Source organism: Bacillus thuringiensis (assembly GCF_001455345.1).
Lineage (GTDB): Bacteria > Bacillota > Bacilli > Bacillales > Bacillaceae_G > Bacillus_A > Bacillus_A thuringiensis_N.
Genome location: NZ_CP013274.1, coordinates 4661228 through 4677475, shown reverse-complemented (window position 1 = coordinate 4677475; position 16248 = coordinate 4661228). Strand labels below are relative to the sequence as shown.

Sequence of the window (16248 nt, the reverse complement as noted above, 5' to 3'; positions counted from 1 at the left end):
AATGAATATTCTTTACTGTAAAGGGAGATTTTTCAGTTTTCCAAGTAGTGAATTTGAAATATGAGGTATATCATAGGAGGAATTTAGATGTCTGTATTTAAACGATTACGAGATTTAACAATGTCGAATGTATATTCATTAATTGAAAAAGCGGAAGATCCAGTTAAGATGACGGACCAATATTTACGCGATATGCAAGCGGATGTTCAAGAAGCTGAGAAAAGTGTAGCAGCTCAAATCGCGCTTGAGAAGAAATTCAAAATCTTATTTGAAGAGCAAGAAGCACTTGTGAAAAAACGTGAAGAGCAAGCTCATATGGCTGTTCAAGCTAATAACTTAGATCTTGCGCGCCGTGCACTAGAAGAAAAACAAAATGCGGAGCAAAAGATGAATGAGTATAAAGCAAGCTATGAGCAAAACAAAGCTGCTGCTGATAATCTTCGCCTGAAGCTAGAAGAAATGCGTAAGCAATTAAATGAGCTGAAAAATAAACGTGAGACACTTGTAGCACGTGTAAATGCGGCGAAAGCACAAAAGAATATTAATCAGGCGATGTCTGGATTTGATTCAAACTCAGCGAAAGCTGGTTTAAGCCGTATGGAAGAGAAAGCTCTTCAATTAGAGGCTGAAGCAGAAGCAAGCGGTGAAGTGTACAAAAAAGAAAAATCATTAGATGATGAATTCGCAAGCTTAAACAAAAATTCTGCTGTTGACGATGAATTAGCTCGTATTATGAAGCAGTATGAGAAATAATATAGAATAGAGACAAATGAACCGACATGTCTAAACAAATTCATGTCGGTTTTCTATTACTTTTTAGAGGAGGTTTTGCAATGACATGGACAAATGTATTAGCCATGCTTGTATGGACTGGAGCGAGTGCGGTACTTTTATTTGCAATTATGTGGGTTGATTCGATTTTTACAAAATACAATGATTTAAAAGAAATAAAAAATGGGAATACAGCTGTAACAACTCGTTTCGTTATGAAATTATTCGCGCAAGGGTACATTTTATCTCAATCGATAACGAAAGCAAATGACTTATGGCAAGCGCTACTCGCATCAGCAGTTTCTTTCGTTATTTTATTAGTGGTAGAAATGTTTATCGAATTTGTGTTAAAGAAAATGGCTGGTTTAGATTTAGAAGAAGGTACGAAAGAAGGCAGTGTTGCGCATGCAATGTTAGCTGGATCATTACATATTGTTGGTGCACTTATTTTAGGTGCTTGTTTATAAAGAGAGAAGGAGGGGATAAATCATGAGTTTATTTAAACGAATTAAAAATATAATGAAAAGCCCAGAGCCGCCGAAACCAGAGAAAAGTTTGTTAACGTTAGCTCCTGGCGATATGATTGAAGTTTCATTAATTATGTACGAATTAACTGGAAAAACGAGTATGCATTCTCGTAAAGAAATTGTTTTAACACTGCAAGACGGGAAAGATATTCGTTATTTAAAAATTGAAGACCGTGAAAATACGTATTACAAGTTATATACACCAATTGATGGTCGTTTAGATTCGATTGATGAAATTCCGACGACAATTGAAATGGATGATACAGAGTACCATATGGAAGAGCAATATAACGGACGTGTTGTTGTGATGGGGAAAACACCATTCTCTGCTTCAGAAGAACAGCATGTATGGGAATTCCAATCAGATAACCGAAAATTATTGCGTATTGAATGGCAAAATGGTCGCACAATGATGTATGAGGGAGAAGCAATTATTCCTGCTGATGTACAAATTATAAGAGCAACGTAAGGGGGCGTAATCATGTCAAACCGATTGTTTACCATGATTAAATCGTTCGTGATCCCTATACTTGCTATCGTTATATTACTTGTTGTTGCTGGATATGCATTATCAGGTTGTCAGGGTGGACAGACAAAGTCGATTCAAGACCGTTATCCACTTGAATCTGTCGCAAAAGAAGGTAAACAAGAATCTTACGTGTATAGGGCCGCCAATCGGTCAGTTCCTGAAGTCGCGAAGGAACTCATTAATGAAAGAGAACCGAAGCAAGCATCTAAAGAAGACGAGAATCAAATGTTCCTCGTTTATTCTGATAAGATTTATAATCTGCAAAAGGATAAAGAGAAGCCATCTGATACGTTAATTGAAATAAGTAATAAAGAGTTTGTCCGTCAAAATTACCAACCATCCTTCTTGCAAGGATATATTATGGGAAGTATTTTAAACGATATATTCGGTTCACGAAAATCATCATCCGGTGATTATCGCGGATATAATGACAGACAAAATCATAAACCAGTTATTCCAGAAAGACCACCTACAAAAGAAGAAAAGAAAACCCCACCTCCAATTACGAAGGAAGGGAAAGGATCTATCATTAAGCGTGGCGATAATGTAGATTCGAAATCTTCTGTAGGAGATACTGGAAGTATTACGAAAAAAGGAAGTAGCACGCCTCCGCCTTCTACTGGAAGCAAAGGGAAAATAACGAAAAATCCAGGTGGTTCGAGCGGATCAGATGTGAAGCCGAAATCATCTATTAAAACGCCACCAAGAAATACATCTCCTCCGAAAACGAGGGTCGGTGGTTCAGGAAAGATTACGAAGAGAAGATAGTGTAGAGACCGAGAAGTGAAATGTGCTTTTCGGTCTTTTTATTATGGGAATTAATTCCTTATAGCTGGTACAATTAAGTTATAAGGAGGAGATTATTATGACTATGTATAAAAGATTTAGTGTAATTATGTTCCTCGTATTATTCTTGAGCTTGTTTATTAGTACAACAATGAAATTTCACTTTGTAGTAGGTATTCTATGGATACTATGTACATGTACTCTTTTTCTATATGTTCCGCTTCGTTTTCAACAAGAAGTGCCCGCCTTTCAAAAATACGTAGCATGGATTAAAAGCGGGGGAAGATGGGGCGAGTAAAAATATATCAGCGATTATTGAAATATATTAACTTACCGACAAAAGCTTAATAATAAGAAGAGGGTGTGCCAAAATGTTGGCACACCCTCGTTTTTCATAACGATTAATGAATATCACGTTTCTTAAAGTTACCACCTTTTACTTCTGCTACGTCATAAACTGTAATAAAGGCGTGTGGATCGATTTCATTAATAAGTTCTTTCATTTTACTTTCTTCTAAACGGTTAATTACACAAGAAATTTCTTTGAATTTCTCTCTTGAATAACCACCGTATACTTCGTTATATGTTGCACTTCGGCCTAAACGATCGCGAATGGTTTCTACCATCAATTCAGGCTCTTTTGTAATGATTTTAAATGCTTTCGAACCACTTAAACCAACTTCAACGATATGAATCACTTTCGAAGCAATAAAGTAAGCAATTGCCGAAAGGATAGCTCCTTGAAGACCGAATACGGTTGATACGAAAATAAATACGAACATGTTTAAGAATAAAATAAGGTCACTCGTTCCAAATGGTAACTTACGAGAAAGCAATACAGCTAGCATATCGATTCCATCTAATGCCCCACCGTTACGTAATGCTAGTCCCATACCAAAACCGATGATAATACCACCAACAACTGTAACTAATAATGTATCGCCTTCAATAATAGCTGGTATTCCGTGCATGACAACGGTACCTATTGCTAATGAAGCAATCCCGATAATAGAATAAATTGCAAAGCTTTTACCGATTTGCTTATATCCTAACCAAACGAAAGGAATGTTAATAACTGCGATTAGAGCTCCTAATGGCAATCCAAATAATCTTGAACTAACGATACTTAAACCAGTTACACCACCGTCTGATACGTTATTTGGAATTAATACTGCTTCTAATCCGTACGCTGTGATAAATGCCCCAATAATAATCATCAAAGCTTTAGAAGCAATTTTTAGCTTATTGGGCTTGTTTTTGATAATTTTCTCCATATAATTTCCTCGTTTCAAACTAGTTTCTTATTTGTTACGTAATTCACACCTAAATTTTATTTTAACATTTTATCTGAAAAAATTCTCCTTTAATGGATGTATGCAGGGAATATTATCACCATATTATTATTTTAAATACAACTGTAGAAGGTTAGATGGTGGTCATAATTTTGATATAAAAAAGTAGAATGAATAGTATGGATATATACATTTTGGGCATTGATCTTAGGGAGGGGATTCTGTGGGATACTGTACGAAATGTGGGAATGAAACGAGCGAGGGCAACAAGTTTTGCGGGCAGTGCGGGGAGAGTCTCAATTATGAAAAAGTAATAGCCAGTCAGCAAAATAGTGACATAGAGGTTTTTTCATTAGTTGGCTTTATAACGGGATTGATATCTTGGTTTATTAATTTATGGGGGCTTGTTGGTACGGTAGCTATTGTATTCTCTATACTAGGTTTAAATAAAAAAGTGACGGGTACAAGTAAAGTGTTTGCTATTGTTGGAATCGTTTCAGGAATTATTAATGTCTTGTATGCGTTTATGTTAATTGTTTAACAAAAAAAATGATCCTCTTTCATGAAAGAGGATCATTTTTTTTGTAGCTATTAAGAAACAATAAAACTAATTACTGTTAGGAATAAAGCAAAACCTAAAATAGTTCCACATATTTTCATATGGCGCTTACGTCCCATAACGACGATTGCGACATATTCACGAATCATTGCATTAGGCCAGTAATAAAATGCAGTTTTTGATCCGATTCCTTGGCTATTAAGACCAGCTTGTCTTGCATATATACCGGCGCGGAAAAGGTGGAAATTATTCGTTGTAAAGATACTTCTATACTTACCGTCTGGTTTTAAAGAATCCATAATTTCTTTAGAGAACGACATATTTTGATATGTGTTTACAGAGCGATTTTCTTGTACTGTATGTTCAAGCGGAATTCCTTTTTCAACAGCATACTTTTGCATCGCTTCTGCTTCAGGAAGGCCTTCATCCGGACCTTGACCACCAGAGAAAATAATTGTTGGTGGTGTATTCACAGCGGCTTGTTTCCAGTAAAAGTCGATCGCTTTATTAATACGACTTGCAAGTAAAGGTGGTACTTTATCATTAATTAAGCCGCTACCGAGAACGATGATGAAATCTTGGTTACGTCTTGGTCTGTTGAATTGATATAGAAAATAAGCGCTTAAGAAGTTAGATAAGTGTATAAAGAAATATACGCTTATAAGAGAAATACCAGCAAAAATAGGCTGGAAATGTGATGAGACCAAACTTGCTGGATTTATGATAGGGAGTAACATACAGAATAACATCCCTAAAGCAGCAATTAAAGTTAAAGAGTTTGTGAAGCGTCTTCCTTCTCGCTTCATTAAAATTCTAGCATTCAGAAATAGTCCAAACATTAAAGCGATAGTACCGAAAGTAAGCATAAAGAGGAGTGCTAAAAAAGGGAAAAATATGATGTAGCGCAGGACAGCACTATCTGAGTTCCAAGATACAATCACGCAAAAAATAAGGAAAAAACAGATAAAAGTATTAAATAAAAAGCCATTTATTATTTTTCGTGGATCTTTTAAATAGGAAATAAGAAAAATAATAAACAATATAAGAGGAACAATTCCGAAAGACATAAATATAGTACACCTCAATTTGTATAAGAATTTGACATACCTTTTATATTACATGATTTTATAATTAGAAATGAAAGAAAAAGGATTTTGAATTTTCTCAATAAAATATATGAATGCATATGTTACAATATATTCAAAGCGATATATTAAAAGTAAAATGGTTGAAGAGGCACTCTATGGAGTGGCTTTTCTTTTTGGTATGTAATTATGCATATTATATTTATTTTCAAGTGAAGAGGATTAAAATATAAGTGATAGACATACTTTATAAAGCAGAATTTAATACAAACATTTCCCTCTACTTTTTGTATCTAACAATCGTATAACAATAAATAATTCTGTTTTATAGTGTCTGTTTATGAAAAGCGTAAAAGGTGTCTTCTTTAAAGGCACCTTTTTGTTGTTTAGTATAGCTAGTTTTTACTGTTTGCATAGTGGAAACTATCTATACTAAACATTAGCAATCTTCCGTATAAACATTATCAATTTACTATATATTCCAGTGGTGTTAACCTACATATGAAAGGCTTTCTTTTTCAAAATATTACCCCTAATAAATTTTTGAAGAAGTCAACTGTCTCCAAAACTGCCATTCATGCTTAGTAAAAAAGAATCCTGCTGGATTCTTTTTTGCGTTCGACAGAATATGACAAAATACATTTGAATAATTTGTTATATTGTTAAATGGTTATTATGGAAAGAGAAGGAGACTTAAGTATGAGATTTAAGAAATTAATTTTAACAGGTGCACTTGTTGCAACTACAGCATTTACTTCAATTGGAACAGCGCAGGCAAGCGCAGATTTTAAAGATGTTCCAAACAATCATTGGTCTTATAAAGCAATTATGGATTTAGCAAATAAAAACGTTGTTGCTGGATACGGAAATGGGATTTTTGGATTTGGTGATGATGTAACGCGCGAGCAAGTTGCCGCTCTTATGTTCCGTCATTTAAAACCGGTAGTAAAAGAACAGTATAACAATCCATATAAAGATGTTACGGATCGTTCAACTATGTTTAAAAAAGAGATTCTTGCTTTAACAGAGATGGGTATATTCGTTGGAGATAACACAGGGAAATTTAGACCGAAAGATTCGTTAACTCGTGAAGAAATGGCACAAATTTTGACAAGAGGATTCCAATTGCAAATAAGAGGGGATCATAATTTCCCGGATGTAGATAGAAATGGATGGGCGAATCCTGCGATTACTGCAATTAAATCAAATTATATTACGGCTGGAACTGGTAATGGTACATTCGCACCTAAAATGCATGTAAGTCGTGAGCAATACGTTCAGTTCTTATATAATGCAACGTTACCATTTGAAGAAAGACCAGGAGCAAAACAACCACAACCAGAAGTGAAACCTGAAGTAAAGCCAGATCCGAAACGTTTTGCTAATTGTAAAGAAGCAAACGATGCGGGATATTATGACATTACAAGAGATAGTCCTTATTACGGTAAGCATTTAGACCGTGATGGCGATGGAATTGCTTGTGAGAAAAAGAAAAAAGGTAAATAAGAAAAAGCACTCAGTTTGAGTGCTTTTTCTTATGGAAACATGCTATTTTTTTAGGCGCTGTTCATAAAATGAAAGTAAGGAAATGAAAGTAGGTGACAAAATGCCGTCAGTTGTGGAAGGAGTTATTATTGAAAACTGCAATGGAACGATTAATTTAGGGGATAAATATAACGTGCAGCCGATTGAAAAAACGAAAGCTTATAATGGATCGGGATCATCGAATACAGGAATGAAAGTACAAACATTTAGTGGTATTAGTACAGCAGATGTAGGAGATAGCGACGTGAATGATCAAGGAATACAGTTTACTTTATAGAGAAATATGTAAAATTGCATAAAATGATGAACTTACCCTGTGCTACAATCTAGCTGTGAGCTGTTAATGATTCTTCTGTATTATAGTTGTTAGATTAGAAATATAACATCCTATCGAAAATCATACGTATAAAAAAGACACTTCAAAAGAAGTGTCTTTTTTCATCTTAGTGATACCCTTTAGCGGAATCTTTATGAATTTTATTTTTAAAGATACTGTAGCTCCAAAGTTGATATCCAATAACAATTGGCACCATAACCATTGCAACGAAGAACATAATTTTTAAGTTTAATTGACTACCAGCTGCGTTGTATAACGTTGTACTATAAGCATCATTAATACGAGATGGTAACATTCTTGGGAACATGCCTGCAAAGCCAGTTGTCATAAACATTGCGATTGTTAAGCAAACGAATGTAAATGCAAGGCCGATTTTATGTTTATACACCATAATTAGTGCGAGTACACTCATTAACATGGCAAGTACCGGAAGAATGAATAGTACCGGATATTCTGTGAAGTTTTGGAATAAATTTGTACGATTAGCAGTAGCTACATAGAAAATAGCTAAAATGATAGCAGCTGCCATTGAAAATGGTCTTGCGATTTTATACGCACGATCAGATACTTCACCAGTCGTTTTAATCATAACCCAAAGGGCACCAGATACGACGAATATAGCAGTGAAGAACAGACCTCCTAAAATACCGTAATGATTTAGTAAGCTAAGTAAATTTCCTTCATAGCCATTTTTTCCGATTTGTAGTCCATAATAAAGGTTAGCGAACGTAACTCCGAATAAGAAAGCGATTAGGAAACTACCAATTGTAAATGCCCATTTACAAGTTTTTTGCCAAATTGGTGAATCGTCTTTATGCATGAATTCCAGTCCAGCAGCACGAGCAAACAGTGCAAGTAATACTAAAAATAGTGGTGTATATAGGTAGCTAAACATATTTGCATATGTGACTGGGAAGGCAGCAAATGTTGCGCCACCAGCTGTAATTAACCACACTTCATTACCACCCCAGAACGGGCCGATTGCTTCTTGTAATTGATTTCGTTCCTGTCGGTCTTTCGCAACGAAAGGGAAAATCATTCCGTTACCAAGCGCATACCCATCAAGAATAAAGTAAACTGTCCAAATCACACCCCATAAACCAAACCAGATGATTGCAAGCATATCATGAGACATGAGCTGCACCTCCCTCAGTAGCAGGTTCTTCTAGTGCTGCTGGTCCTTTTTTCGCGAACTTCAGCATTAAATATACGTCTGCGATTAAAAGTAAAGTGTAGAACAAGATTAAACTAATTAATGAGAACCAAATTTGTGGAACAGATATAGGTGATACAGATTCTGCTGTACGCATTAGTTTATAAACTGTCCATGGTTGACGACCTACTTCGGCAACTATCCAACCAGCGTTAATTGCGATATATGGTAGTAAAACAGACCATATTGTAATTTTTAAGTAACGTTTTGAGTTTTCTAGTTTTCCTTTTCGGTTTAAATAGAAGCCATACCAAGTTAATGCCATAAAGAACATACCAAGTGCAACCATTAAGCGGAAGCTATAGTACACGAGGTTAACATTTGGACGATCTTCTTTCGGAATATCTTTTAAACCAACAATTTCGCCATCAAATGAATTTGTATAGAAGAAGCTTCCTAACTTTGGAATCGTTAGGAATTCAAAGTTCTTTTCGTTTTTTACATCAGGAATTTGAACAATCGAAAAACCTTGTCCTTTTCCAGTTTCCCAAACAGCTTCCATCGCAGCGCCTTTAGCTGGTTGATATTTAGCTGCTGATACACCAGATTGATGTCCCATAAACGGTGTAATTGTTGCGGCGAATAAGCCTAACATTAAGCCAAACTTAAATGATTTTTTGAAGAATTCAACTTCATTCTTACGTAATAAGTGGTAGGCACTAATTGCCATAACGAAGAAAGCACCAACAATATAACAACCAATTACAGTATGGAAGAACATGTTCCAAGCGTATGGATTTGTAACAAGTGCCCAGAAATCATTTAATTCAGCGCGGCCGTTACGTACGACGTAGCCAACAGGGTTTTGCATAAAACCGTTTGCTGTAATAATCCAAAGGGCAGAAATATTTGTTCCAAGTGCAACCATCCACATACAGAAGGCACGGAACTTTGGTGAAATTTTGTCTTTACCGAATAACCATATTCCCATGAAAGTAGATTCTAAGAAGAAGGCAACGAGTGCTTCGATTGCGAGAGGTGATCCGAAAATATCTCCCATATATTTGGAGTACTCAGACCAGTTTGTTCCAAATTGGAATTCCATCGTAATCCCGGTTATAATCCCCATGACGAAGTTAATTGTAAATAATTTACCCCAGAAATTTGCCATTTTGCGGTATGTTGGATTCAATGTGCGGGCGTATTGAGTTTCCATACATGCTACCAAAATAACAAGTCCGATTGTCAAAGGTACAAATAAAAAGTGATAAAAAATAGTAATTGCAAATTGAAAACGACTCAGTAACAGAACGTCGGACATAATAAATATTCACTCCTTTTTTACATTATCTACAATCAGTTTATAGTGAAAATACGTTTAAAGTATGTGAGACTTGTTACAAAGCTGTGTGTATATTTTGAAAGAATTATGTCGATTATCTGAAAATATCTTATTTTTACTATAAAGCGATATCCTTTTTGAGTTTTTCATATTTTGGTACACTATTTATGTAGTGTAAATGAGAGAAAAGAGGGTCCTTTACTATGAAGTCATTAGAAGAGATTATGCAGTACAATGAAAAATTCGTTGAAGAAAAAAAATACGAAGAGTATGAAACAGGAAAATTTCCAAATAAAAAAATGGTAATTATCTCTTGTATGGATACACGTCTTGTTGAATTGTTACCAAAAGCGATGAATATGCGTAACGGTGATGTGAAAATTATTAAAGTAGCAGGCGCTGTTATTTCACATCCGTTTGGCAGTATTATGCGTAGTATTTTAGTGGCTGTATATGAACTTGGTGCTGATGAAGTATGTGTAGTTGGTCACCACGATTGCGGTATGGCAAAAATTCAAGCAAGCAGTACGATTGAGAAGATGAAAGAGCGCGGTGTAACAGATGAGAAATTAGATACACTTCGTTATTCTGGAATCGATTTAGAAAGATTCCTACAAGGGTTCTCTAGTGTAGAAGAAAGTGTAGAACATAGCGTATCAATACTTCGTAACCATCCATTACTTCCAGAAGAAGTACCTGTTCACGGTCTTGTTATAGATCCTGATACAGGAAAATTAGATTTAGTTGTGAATGGTTACGATAATTAAGGCTTTATATTGTCATCCTTTTTATCTGGGACAGGATCAAATCCTCCCGGATGGAAAGGGTGACATTTTAATATACGCTTACATGTAAGCCAAAAACCTTTGAGTGCGCCATGCTTTTGAAACGCCTCTAATCCGTAATGAGAGCAAGTTGGGTAAAAGCGGCAAGTTGGCGGTGTCATTGGAGAAATGAATTTTTGATAAAAGTGTATAATCCCAATAAAAATCTGTTTCATAACGGTCTCCTTTTCAGCATATTCTTAAAGTATTATAGCACGACTGTACATAATACTTTACTAATGTGCATTTCCGTTATATCATATTGGATATAACGGAATTAAATTAAAAGCGGGAGAGATGTTGTATGCCATCAGTAGAAAGCTTTGAATTAGATCATACGATTGTAAAGGCACCTTATGTAAGACATTGCGGAGTTCACAATGTAGGTAGTGACGGTATTGTAAATAAATTTGATATTCGTTTTTGCCAACCGAATAAACAAGCAATGAAACCAGATGTTATTCATACGTTAGAACATTTATTAGCATTTAATTTACGTAAATATATTGATCGTTATCCGCATTTTGATATTATCGATATTTCACCAATGGGCTGCCAAACAGGATATTACCTTGTAGTAAGCGGAACACCGACAGTTCGAGAAATCATTGATTTATTAGAATTAACATTAAAAGATGCGGTTCAAATTACAGAAATTCCAGCTGCAAATGAAACACAATGTGGTCAAGCGAAGCTTCACGATTTAGAGGGAGCACAACGCTTAATGAACTTCTGGTTAAGCCAAGATAAAGATGAACTTGAGAAAGTATTTGGATAAAGAAAAACTGCCTGTGAAAGGGCAGTTTTTTTGTGGCATGATAATAAATGAAATTATATCAACGATTTTTCGAATATATCGACCGTAACTTGAAATATATCAATGATTTTTTTAATATATCGACGTTTCGACACGGAATATCGACTTACCGACAAAAGTTGACAAAAAATTATCCTCTATTTTATTACGTACTTGTAAATGCGAAATTGCTCAAGATTTCATTCTATACGTAGCGAAAGTAGTTCGATATGAGAAAGAAGAATATAAGACTAGAAACGAAAAAAAACGGAATGCTCATGGATTTTCGTCCAGATTTCAGTTCGTTAATCCCTAGAAGAATAAAAGAACAGCTGAGAGCAAATTGTATGTATGAGGTAAATATGAAGTTATCAGTAATAAGGGAATAAGTGCAAAGAGAGATTGTGAGAAGTCCTAAAACAATCCGTAATCCAGTTAGCATGTAATTCCCCCTTAAATAGATTATTTACCGGAATAGTTCTGAGAAGCTAAGAAATAAAGCACCAGCTCCAGCTATGAAAGCAAATATACCACTAGATTTTCTGTCTTGTTTTATTTCTCCTAGTCCTATAGTGAAAGCCATTAATCCTAAGAAAATGAACATATAAGGCGTCATTTCTCTATTACCAGTAAAATATCCGTAGATTACTATACATAATGCAATGAGTGCAAAAGTAATCTGTAATCCTTTTAGCATATATATCCCCCCTGTTATTTTATATAGCTAATGATGAGGAAAATCTAAATAAATCCAATTCTTGAATCTTTTTTCTTTATTTGTTCAAGGGTAATGAGGAATATGAAAGCTCCTAATAGAAATGGTGAAAGTGGTAGAAAGTTATGCTGACCTGCCAGTAAACGAATACTGGATATGATGTGGGCTAAAATAAGTAGTATATGCAAAGTATTATGAATTCTTCTTGCTGTTTTGTGTATGTGGGTTATCTTCTGGTTTATCAATTGAATGTTTATAAGCATATCCCTTATTAATCGTCATGACGGAGAGTACGAGGATGACTAGGACGATGATCATACCGATAATTAATATTTTAAACATGGAATCCCTCCTTTTCTTTATTTTACATAATTTTGTAATTGATGAAAACAATAGAAATAAAAAGGATGAAAGAAGGGCGTTACATGGAACAGAAAAAAACATATTATATATCAATAGGAAACGGTCAAATTTCACAAGTGAAGACGGCGGATACGTATAATTTTGAGATTTCCGCAAGTGATGAGGAAATTACGGAGTTAAGAGAGTATTTCGATCAAGCGTATGTAGAGGATTTAGGTTCATTTGTACGCTCCCACGTTCCATTTGTTGAGTATCATCACGATTCTAATAATGACCGATATGATGAACAACTACAAAAAGCATATAAAATGATTTACGATTTAGGAAATCATGAGACGAAAGAATTAGTCGCGCAAATGGGAATAATCAATGGATTATAATTGGATAATATTATGCAGAAAAGCGAGAATATGCTACAATTTGTGGTAGGAAAAACTTGTAACCATCAATAGGGGAGTAATGGCATGTACAAATTTAAAGATTATTACCACAACACTGTACAATTATCGTTTGAACGTTATCCATTTTCTCCTGAGCCAAAGCATGTTTGGGTTGTATGCCGGTACGGGGATCAATGGTTATTAACACATCATTTACGTCGCGGTCTTGAATTTCCAGGTGGTAAAGTAGAACTAGGGGAAACACCGGAAGAAGCGGCAGTTCGAGAAGTTCATGAAGAAACTGGCGGCATAGTTTCTGATTTAACTTACTTAGGACAATATAAAGTATCTGGAAAAGACAAAATAATCATTAAAAACATTTATTTTGCAACGATTAGTGCGGTAGAAGCACATACGCATTACGAAGAAACGAAAGGATCTGTTTTATTAACAGACATTCCTGACAACATTAAAACGGATAGAAAATTTAGCTTTATAATGCGCGACGATGTATTGGCGCGTACGATGAAACATATAGAAGAAATCGGCTGTTTTACGAAGTAAAGTGGCCGGTTTCTTTTTTTGTTTGTAGGAATAAATGTAAATATATCTTTATATATATATGCATATAATATACAATTTTTGTAAAGGTATATTTGCATTTTAGGAGGGGGAAGATGGATAACAGAAAAGAAACGACTGTTACTGTTTCGATGGTTAAATTAAATATCTATGCATTTCTTATAATATTCGCTTTGGCGTTTGGAATTGGTTACTTGCATATATTTCTTTCAGGCGGGGTTCAATTTGAATTTACATTGCCCGTTATGTTTCTTTTGATTATTGGAATGATTGTTTTCGTTTGTATTCATGAGGCAATACATTTAATTGGATTTCGTTATATCGGAGGTGTTCCGTGGAGTGAACTAACATGGGGTGTAAATTGGAAATTAGGTGTAGCATATGCTCATTCTAAAAAAGAAATTACAGTAAAGCAAATGAAGAAAGTGTTAATGTTACCGTTTTTACCGACTGGAATTTTGCCAATTGTATTGGGATTAGTTATGAATCTGGAGCCACTCTCATTTTTAGGAATTTTACTAACAGCGAGTTGTATCGGTGACATTGCCTTATATCAAAAAGTTTCAAAGTTTCCAGATGATGCGCTAGTTAAAGATCATCCGAGTAAACCGCAGTTTACAGTATATGAATAGGTAAGGAAGAGGAGGCGTTCGGGAAACGAAGCCTCCTTTTACTATTGTCTTGTGTTTGTCTCTACCTCTAAAAACGAAAGCACCTCCAACAAATCATCCACTACACGCGAATGCTCAAAATCACCCCAAAATGAATCTCTCTTCCAAACACCAAGGATCCCTGCTTGTTCAGAACCAAGCACATCGTTTTCTGGATGATCTCCAACGTAAAGACATTCTGCGGCCTTAACATCTAGCTTTTGCAAAGCTCGTTCGAAAATTTCAGGATGCGGTTTTTTAATTCCTTCCGCTTCGGAAACGAGAATTGTATTTGTATACGTATGTATGTTTAGTGCGCGAAGATTGTTCATTTGAAAGTCAGTAAAGCCGTTTGTAATAATGCCAATTTTAATATTTTGTTGTGTTAAACGTTGAAGTAATTCATGCATGTTTTGGAAAGGGATACAATGATGTTGGAAGTTAGTAATGTAGTCGTGCAGTAGTTGCTCTAGTGTTAAAGTGGTAATATTGTATTCGGAAAGAAGAGTAGCATAGACTTTATCTTTCCACGTATAGCCATTATTATCTAGTTCGAGAAATCGAGAACAATACTCGAATTTTTCTATGTTCATTAAGTGAGAGGTAAAGCGATTATATTGATCATGAATAAATTGTTCTAAAGATTGACGACGGTCTAATAGTGTTCCATCTAAGTCGAATAAGACTGCTCGAATCATGGGAAACCTCCTTACAGTTTATATAATTAATTATCGCATATTCGTTAAAAAATGATTATTATATTTTTGTAGAATGTATTGATGGAGGACTGTATGAAGAGACTGTATGGCAAGTTAGTAGGGGTTATCGTTGCAATCGGCTTACTAGCAGGATGCGAAAGTTCTATGAAGAGTGTGAAAGAAAAAGAAGTGTGTAAAACAGACGAAGAATGTGTGGAAATAGGAGATAAGAAACTTCAAAAAGTATATGAAAAAATAGATGGATTATCTGAGCTTGAGGCAGTAGAAGATTATGAAATAGAAGAGCATGAAAGTGCGGATACGAAAGAGGCAGAGCAGAAAAAAGATGATGAGGATGATGAAAGTTATTTCTTTTTAGCTTCTTATTATATCGATGGTGATGAAATTGTAGATCCTTATTTTGAAAAAATAGAACGGAAACGTTTAAATAAAGTATTCGCTGAAGATAAAGAAGCGAAAGAAGAGGTGCTACAACAACGTCAAGATAGAGGGTATCATGAAGACTTATGGGATATGTATCGTACACTCATTCCAGCTAAATATCGCGGGAATATAACAGAATTTGATTTAATAACGGATGGTTATGACGGTGTTGTTGCCCATGTTATGCCGAGTATGGAGAATCCGAAAGACTGGACTCTTAGCCTAGATACGCTTGATTCTGCGGTAAATATCGATGAAGTGATGAAAACATTAATTCATGAGACGGCTCACGTGTTGACGCTCGGGCATAAGCAAATACCCGTAGATGAAAACTATGTAAAGGCTTTTGAAGAAGATAAAGATATTTCAACGTACCGAAATAAATGTGGAAATCTTTTCTTACAAGAGGGATGTGCGAAGGAAAAATCTTATATTAATCAATTTTATAACTCTTTCTGGAAGCCTATTGAGCAGGAGTGGACAGAAAAGAAAGTAGAAGAAAGTGAAGAAACTCAAATTGAGTTTTTTAAAGAAAAGCAAGATGAGTTTGTCTCACAGTATGGAACGACAAATGTAGCAGAAGATATTGCTGATACGTTTACAGCGTTTATTTTGCAAGATTCCAAAAAGGTGAAAGAAGGATCGGAGTTAAAGTATAAAAAAATTGCGTTCTTTTATCAGTTCCCCGAGCTTGTAAAAATGAGAGCGGAAGTGTTGTCGGGATTATATGATGTTTCGAAAACGATAGAGCAACAAAGTGGACATTAATGCGAGTTGTATATTTTAGCCAAGAAAACGTAAAGAATTTTAGTTCTTTGCGTTTTTTATTTTGATAAAATTGAAAATTCTGTCTTTTTTATTAAAAAGAAG

22 protein-coding genes are annotated in these 16248 nt (G+C 35.0%); 14 read left to right on the top strand and 8 right to left on the bottom strand.

Going from position 1 to position 16248, the window contains the following annotated elements; all coding sequences use genetic code 11:
- The first annotated feature begins 87 nt into the window (after window positions 1-87).
- The 5 genes from ATN06_RS24515 (at window position 88) to ATN06_RS24495 (ending at window position 2911) form a co-directional block, all read left to right on the top strand.
- A complete protein-coding gene (locus tag ATN06_RS24515; RefSeq protein ID WP_000110280.1) occupies window positions 88-753 on the top strand; it encodes a PspA/IM30 family protein in 666 nt (221 codons plus the stop codon).
- An 80-nt stretch (window positions 754-833) separates the two neighbouring features.
- Window positions 834-1238 carry a DUF350 domain-containing protein gene (locus ATN06_RS24510; RefSeq protein ID WP_000220322.1) on the top strand — a complete coding sequence of 135 codons (405 nt, stop codon included), beginning with the start codon at window positions 834-836 and terminating at the stop codon, window positions 1236-1238.
- A gap of 22 nt (window positions 1239-1260) precedes the next feature.
- A complete protein-coding gene (locus tag ATN06_RS24505; protein WP_060632659.1) occupies window positions 1261-1767 on the top strand; it encodes a DUF4178 domain-containing protein in 507 nt (168 codons plus the stop codon).
- A gap of 12 nt (window positions 1768-1779) precedes the next feature.
- Window positions 1780-2595, top strand: coding sequence for a DUF4247 domain-containing protein (locus ATN06_RS24500; protein ID WP_060632658.1), 816 nt, complete (start codon window positions 1780-1782; stop codon window positions 2593-2595).
- A 97-nt stretch (window positions 2596-2692) separates the two neighbouring features.
- On the top strand, window positions 2693-2911 hold the full coding sequence (locus ATN06_RS24495) for a hypothetical protein (protein WP_000180098.1): 219 nt from the start codon (window positions 2693-2695) through the stop codon (window positions 2909-2911).
- A gap of 103 nt (window positions 2912-3014) precedes the next feature.
- Here ATN06_RS24495 and ATN06_RS24490 read toward each other — a convergent pair whose 3' ends face one another.
- Window positions 3015-3887 (bottom strand): YitT family protein, encoded by an 873-nt coding sequence (locus ATN06_RS24490; protein ID WP_000411240.1) that lies wholly within the window; start codon window positions 3885-3887, stop codon window positions 3015-3017.
- 241 nt (window positions 3888-4128) lie between these two features.
- On the opposite strand from ATN06_RS24490, the gene ATN06_RS24485 reads away from it, so the two are divergent.
- Complete coding sequence (locus tag ATN06_RS24485; protein WP_060632657.1) at window positions 4129-4446, top strand: zinc-ribbon domain-containing protein; 318 nt, start codon at window positions 4129-4131, stop codon at window positions 4444-4446.
- 50 nt (window positions 4447-4496) lie between these two features.
- Here ATN06_RS24485 and ATN06_RS24480 read toward each other — a convergent pair whose 3' ends face one another.
- Window positions 4497-5531, bottom strand: coding sequence for a YdcF family protein (locus tag ATN06_RS24480; protein WP_060632656.1), 1035 nt, complete (start codon window positions 5529-5531; stop codon window positions 4497-4499).
- 717 nt (window positions 5532-6248) lie between these two features.
- Between ATN06_RS24480 and ATN06_RS24475 the strand changes: the two genes are divergently transcribed.
- Together ATN06_RS24475 and ATN06_RS24470 are read left to right on the top strand one after the other, a co-directional pair.
- On the top strand, window positions 6249-7055 hold the full coding sequence (locus tag ATN06_RS24475; RefSeq protein ID WP_060632655.1) for an S-layer homology domain-containing protein: 807 nt from the start codon (window positions 6249-6251) through the stop codon (window positions 7053-7055).
- A gap of 82 nt (window positions 7056-7137) precedes the next feature.
- Window positions 7138-7371 (top strand): spore germination protein, encoded by a 234-nt coding sequence (locus ATN06_RS24470; RefSeq protein ID WP_011040784.1) that lies wholly within the window; start codon window positions 7138-7140, stop codon window positions 7369-7371.
- A gap of 166 nt (window positions 7372-7537) precedes the next feature.
- Here the strand turns inward: ATN06_RS24470 and cydB are convergent, their stop codons facing one another.
- Together cydB and cydA are read right to left on the bottom strand one after the other, a co-directional pair.
- Window positions 7538-8566: a cytochrome d ubiquinol oxidase subunit II gene (gene cydB / locus ATN06_RS24465; protein ID WP_000017650.1), complete on the bottom strand. Its 1029-nt coding sequence runs from the start codon at window positions 8564-8566 to the stop codon at window positions 7538-7540.
- Window positions 8556-9905 (bottom strand): cytochrome ubiquinol oxidase subunit I, encoded by a 1350-nt coding sequence (cydA, locus tag ATN06_RS24460; protein ID WP_060632654.1) that lies wholly within the window; start codon window positions 9903-9905, stop codon window positions 8556-8558. The genes cydB and cydA overlap by 11 nt, the downstream gene beginning before the upstream one ends.
- Before the next feature lie 224 nt (window positions 9906-10129).
- Here cydA and ATN06_RS24455 point away from each other — a divergent pair, with 224 nt between their 5' ends.
- The gene (locus ATN06_RS24455) at window positions 10130-10693 is read left to right on the top strand and encodes a beta-class carbonic anhydrase (protein ID WP_060632653.1); all 564 of its coding nucleotides are present in this window, start codon (window positions 10130-10132) and stop codon (window positions 10691-10693) included.
- Here the strand turns inward: ATN06_RS24455 and yidD are convergent.
- Window positions 10690-10926, bottom strand: coding sequence for a membrane protein insertion efficiency factor YidD (gene yidD / locus ATN06_RS24450; RefSeq protein ID WP_060632652.1), 237 nt, complete (start codon window positions 10924-10926; stop codon window positions 10690-10692). The two genes, ATN06_RS24455 and yidD, sit on opposite strands and share 4 nt — an antisense overlap.
- Window positions 10927-11054: 128 nt before the next feature.
- Here yidD and luxS point away from each other — a divergent pair, with 128 nt between their 5' ends.
- On the top strand, window positions 11055-11528 hold the full coding sequence (gene luxS / locus ATN06_RS24445) for an S-ribosylhomocysteine lyase LuxS (protein ID WP_001141371.1): 474 nt from the start codon (window positions 11055-11057) through the stop codon (window positions 11526-11528).
- A 484-nt stretch (window positions 11529-12012) separates the two neighbouring features.
- Here the strand turns inward: luxS and ATN06_RS24440 are convergent, their stop codons facing one another.
- Together ATN06_RS24440 and ytzI are read right to left on the bottom strand one after the other, a co-directional pair.
- Entirely contained in the window at window positions 12013-12243 is a 231-nt protein-coding gene (locus ATN06_RS24440; protein ID WP_060632651.1) for a YczI family protein, read from the bottom strand.
- Window positions 12244-12453: 210 nt separating this feature from the next.
- The gene (gene ytzI, locus ATN06_RS24435) at window positions 12454-12603 is read right to left on the bottom strand and encodes a YtzI protein (RefSeq protein WP_060632650.1); all 150 of its coding nucleotides are present in this window, start codon (window positions 12601-12603) and stop codon (window positions 12454-12456) included.
- An 83-nt stretch (window positions 12604-12686) separates the two neighbouring features.
- On the opposite strand from ytzI, the gene ATN06_RS24430 reads away from it, so the two are divergent.
- The 3 genes from ATN06_RS24430 to ATN06_RS24420 all read left to right on the top strand — a co-directional run bounded on the left by ATN06_RS24430 (window position 12687) and on the right by ATN06_RS24420 (window position 14218).
- Entirely contained in the window at window positions 12687-13004 is a 318-nt protein-coding gene (locus ATN06_RS24430; protein WP_000435821.1) for a hypothetical protein, read from the top strand.
- 84 nt (window positions 13005-13088) lie between these two features.
- The gene (gene mutTA, locus ATN06_RS24425; protein WP_000276383.1) at window positions 13089-13568 is read left to right on the top strand and encodes an antimutator 8-oxo-(dGTP/GTP)ase; all 480 of its coding nucleotides are present in this window, start codon (window positions 13089-13091) and stop codon (window positions 13566-13568) included.
- A 113-nt stretch (window positions 13569-13681) separates the two neighbouring features.
- Window positions 13682-14218: a DUF3267 domain-containing protein gene (locus ATN06_RS24420; protein WP_060632649.1), complete on the top strand. Its 537-nt coding sequence runs from the start codon at window positions 13682-13684 to the stop codon at window positions 14216-14218.
- 41 nt (window positions 14219-14259) lie between these two features.
- Here ATN06_RS24420 and ATN06_RS24415 read toward each other — a convergent pair whose 3' ends face one another.
- Window positions 14260-14934 carry an HAD family hydrolase gene (locus ATN06_RS24415; protein ID WP_060632648.1) on the bottom strand — a complete coding sequence of 225 codons (675 nt, stop codon included), beginning with the start codon at window positions 14932-14934 and terminating at the stop codon, window positions 14260-14262.
- Between the two features lie 93 nt (window positions 14935-15027).
- On the opposite strand from ATN06_RS24415, the gene ATN06_RS24410 reads away from it, so the two are divergent.
- On the top strand, window positions 15028-16146 hold the full coding sequence (locus ATN06_RS24410) for a hypothetical protein (protein WP_060632647.1): 1119 nt from the start codon (window positions 15028-15030) through the stop codon (window positions 16144-16146).
- The last annotated feature ends 102 nt before the right edge of the window (window positions 16147-16248 follow it).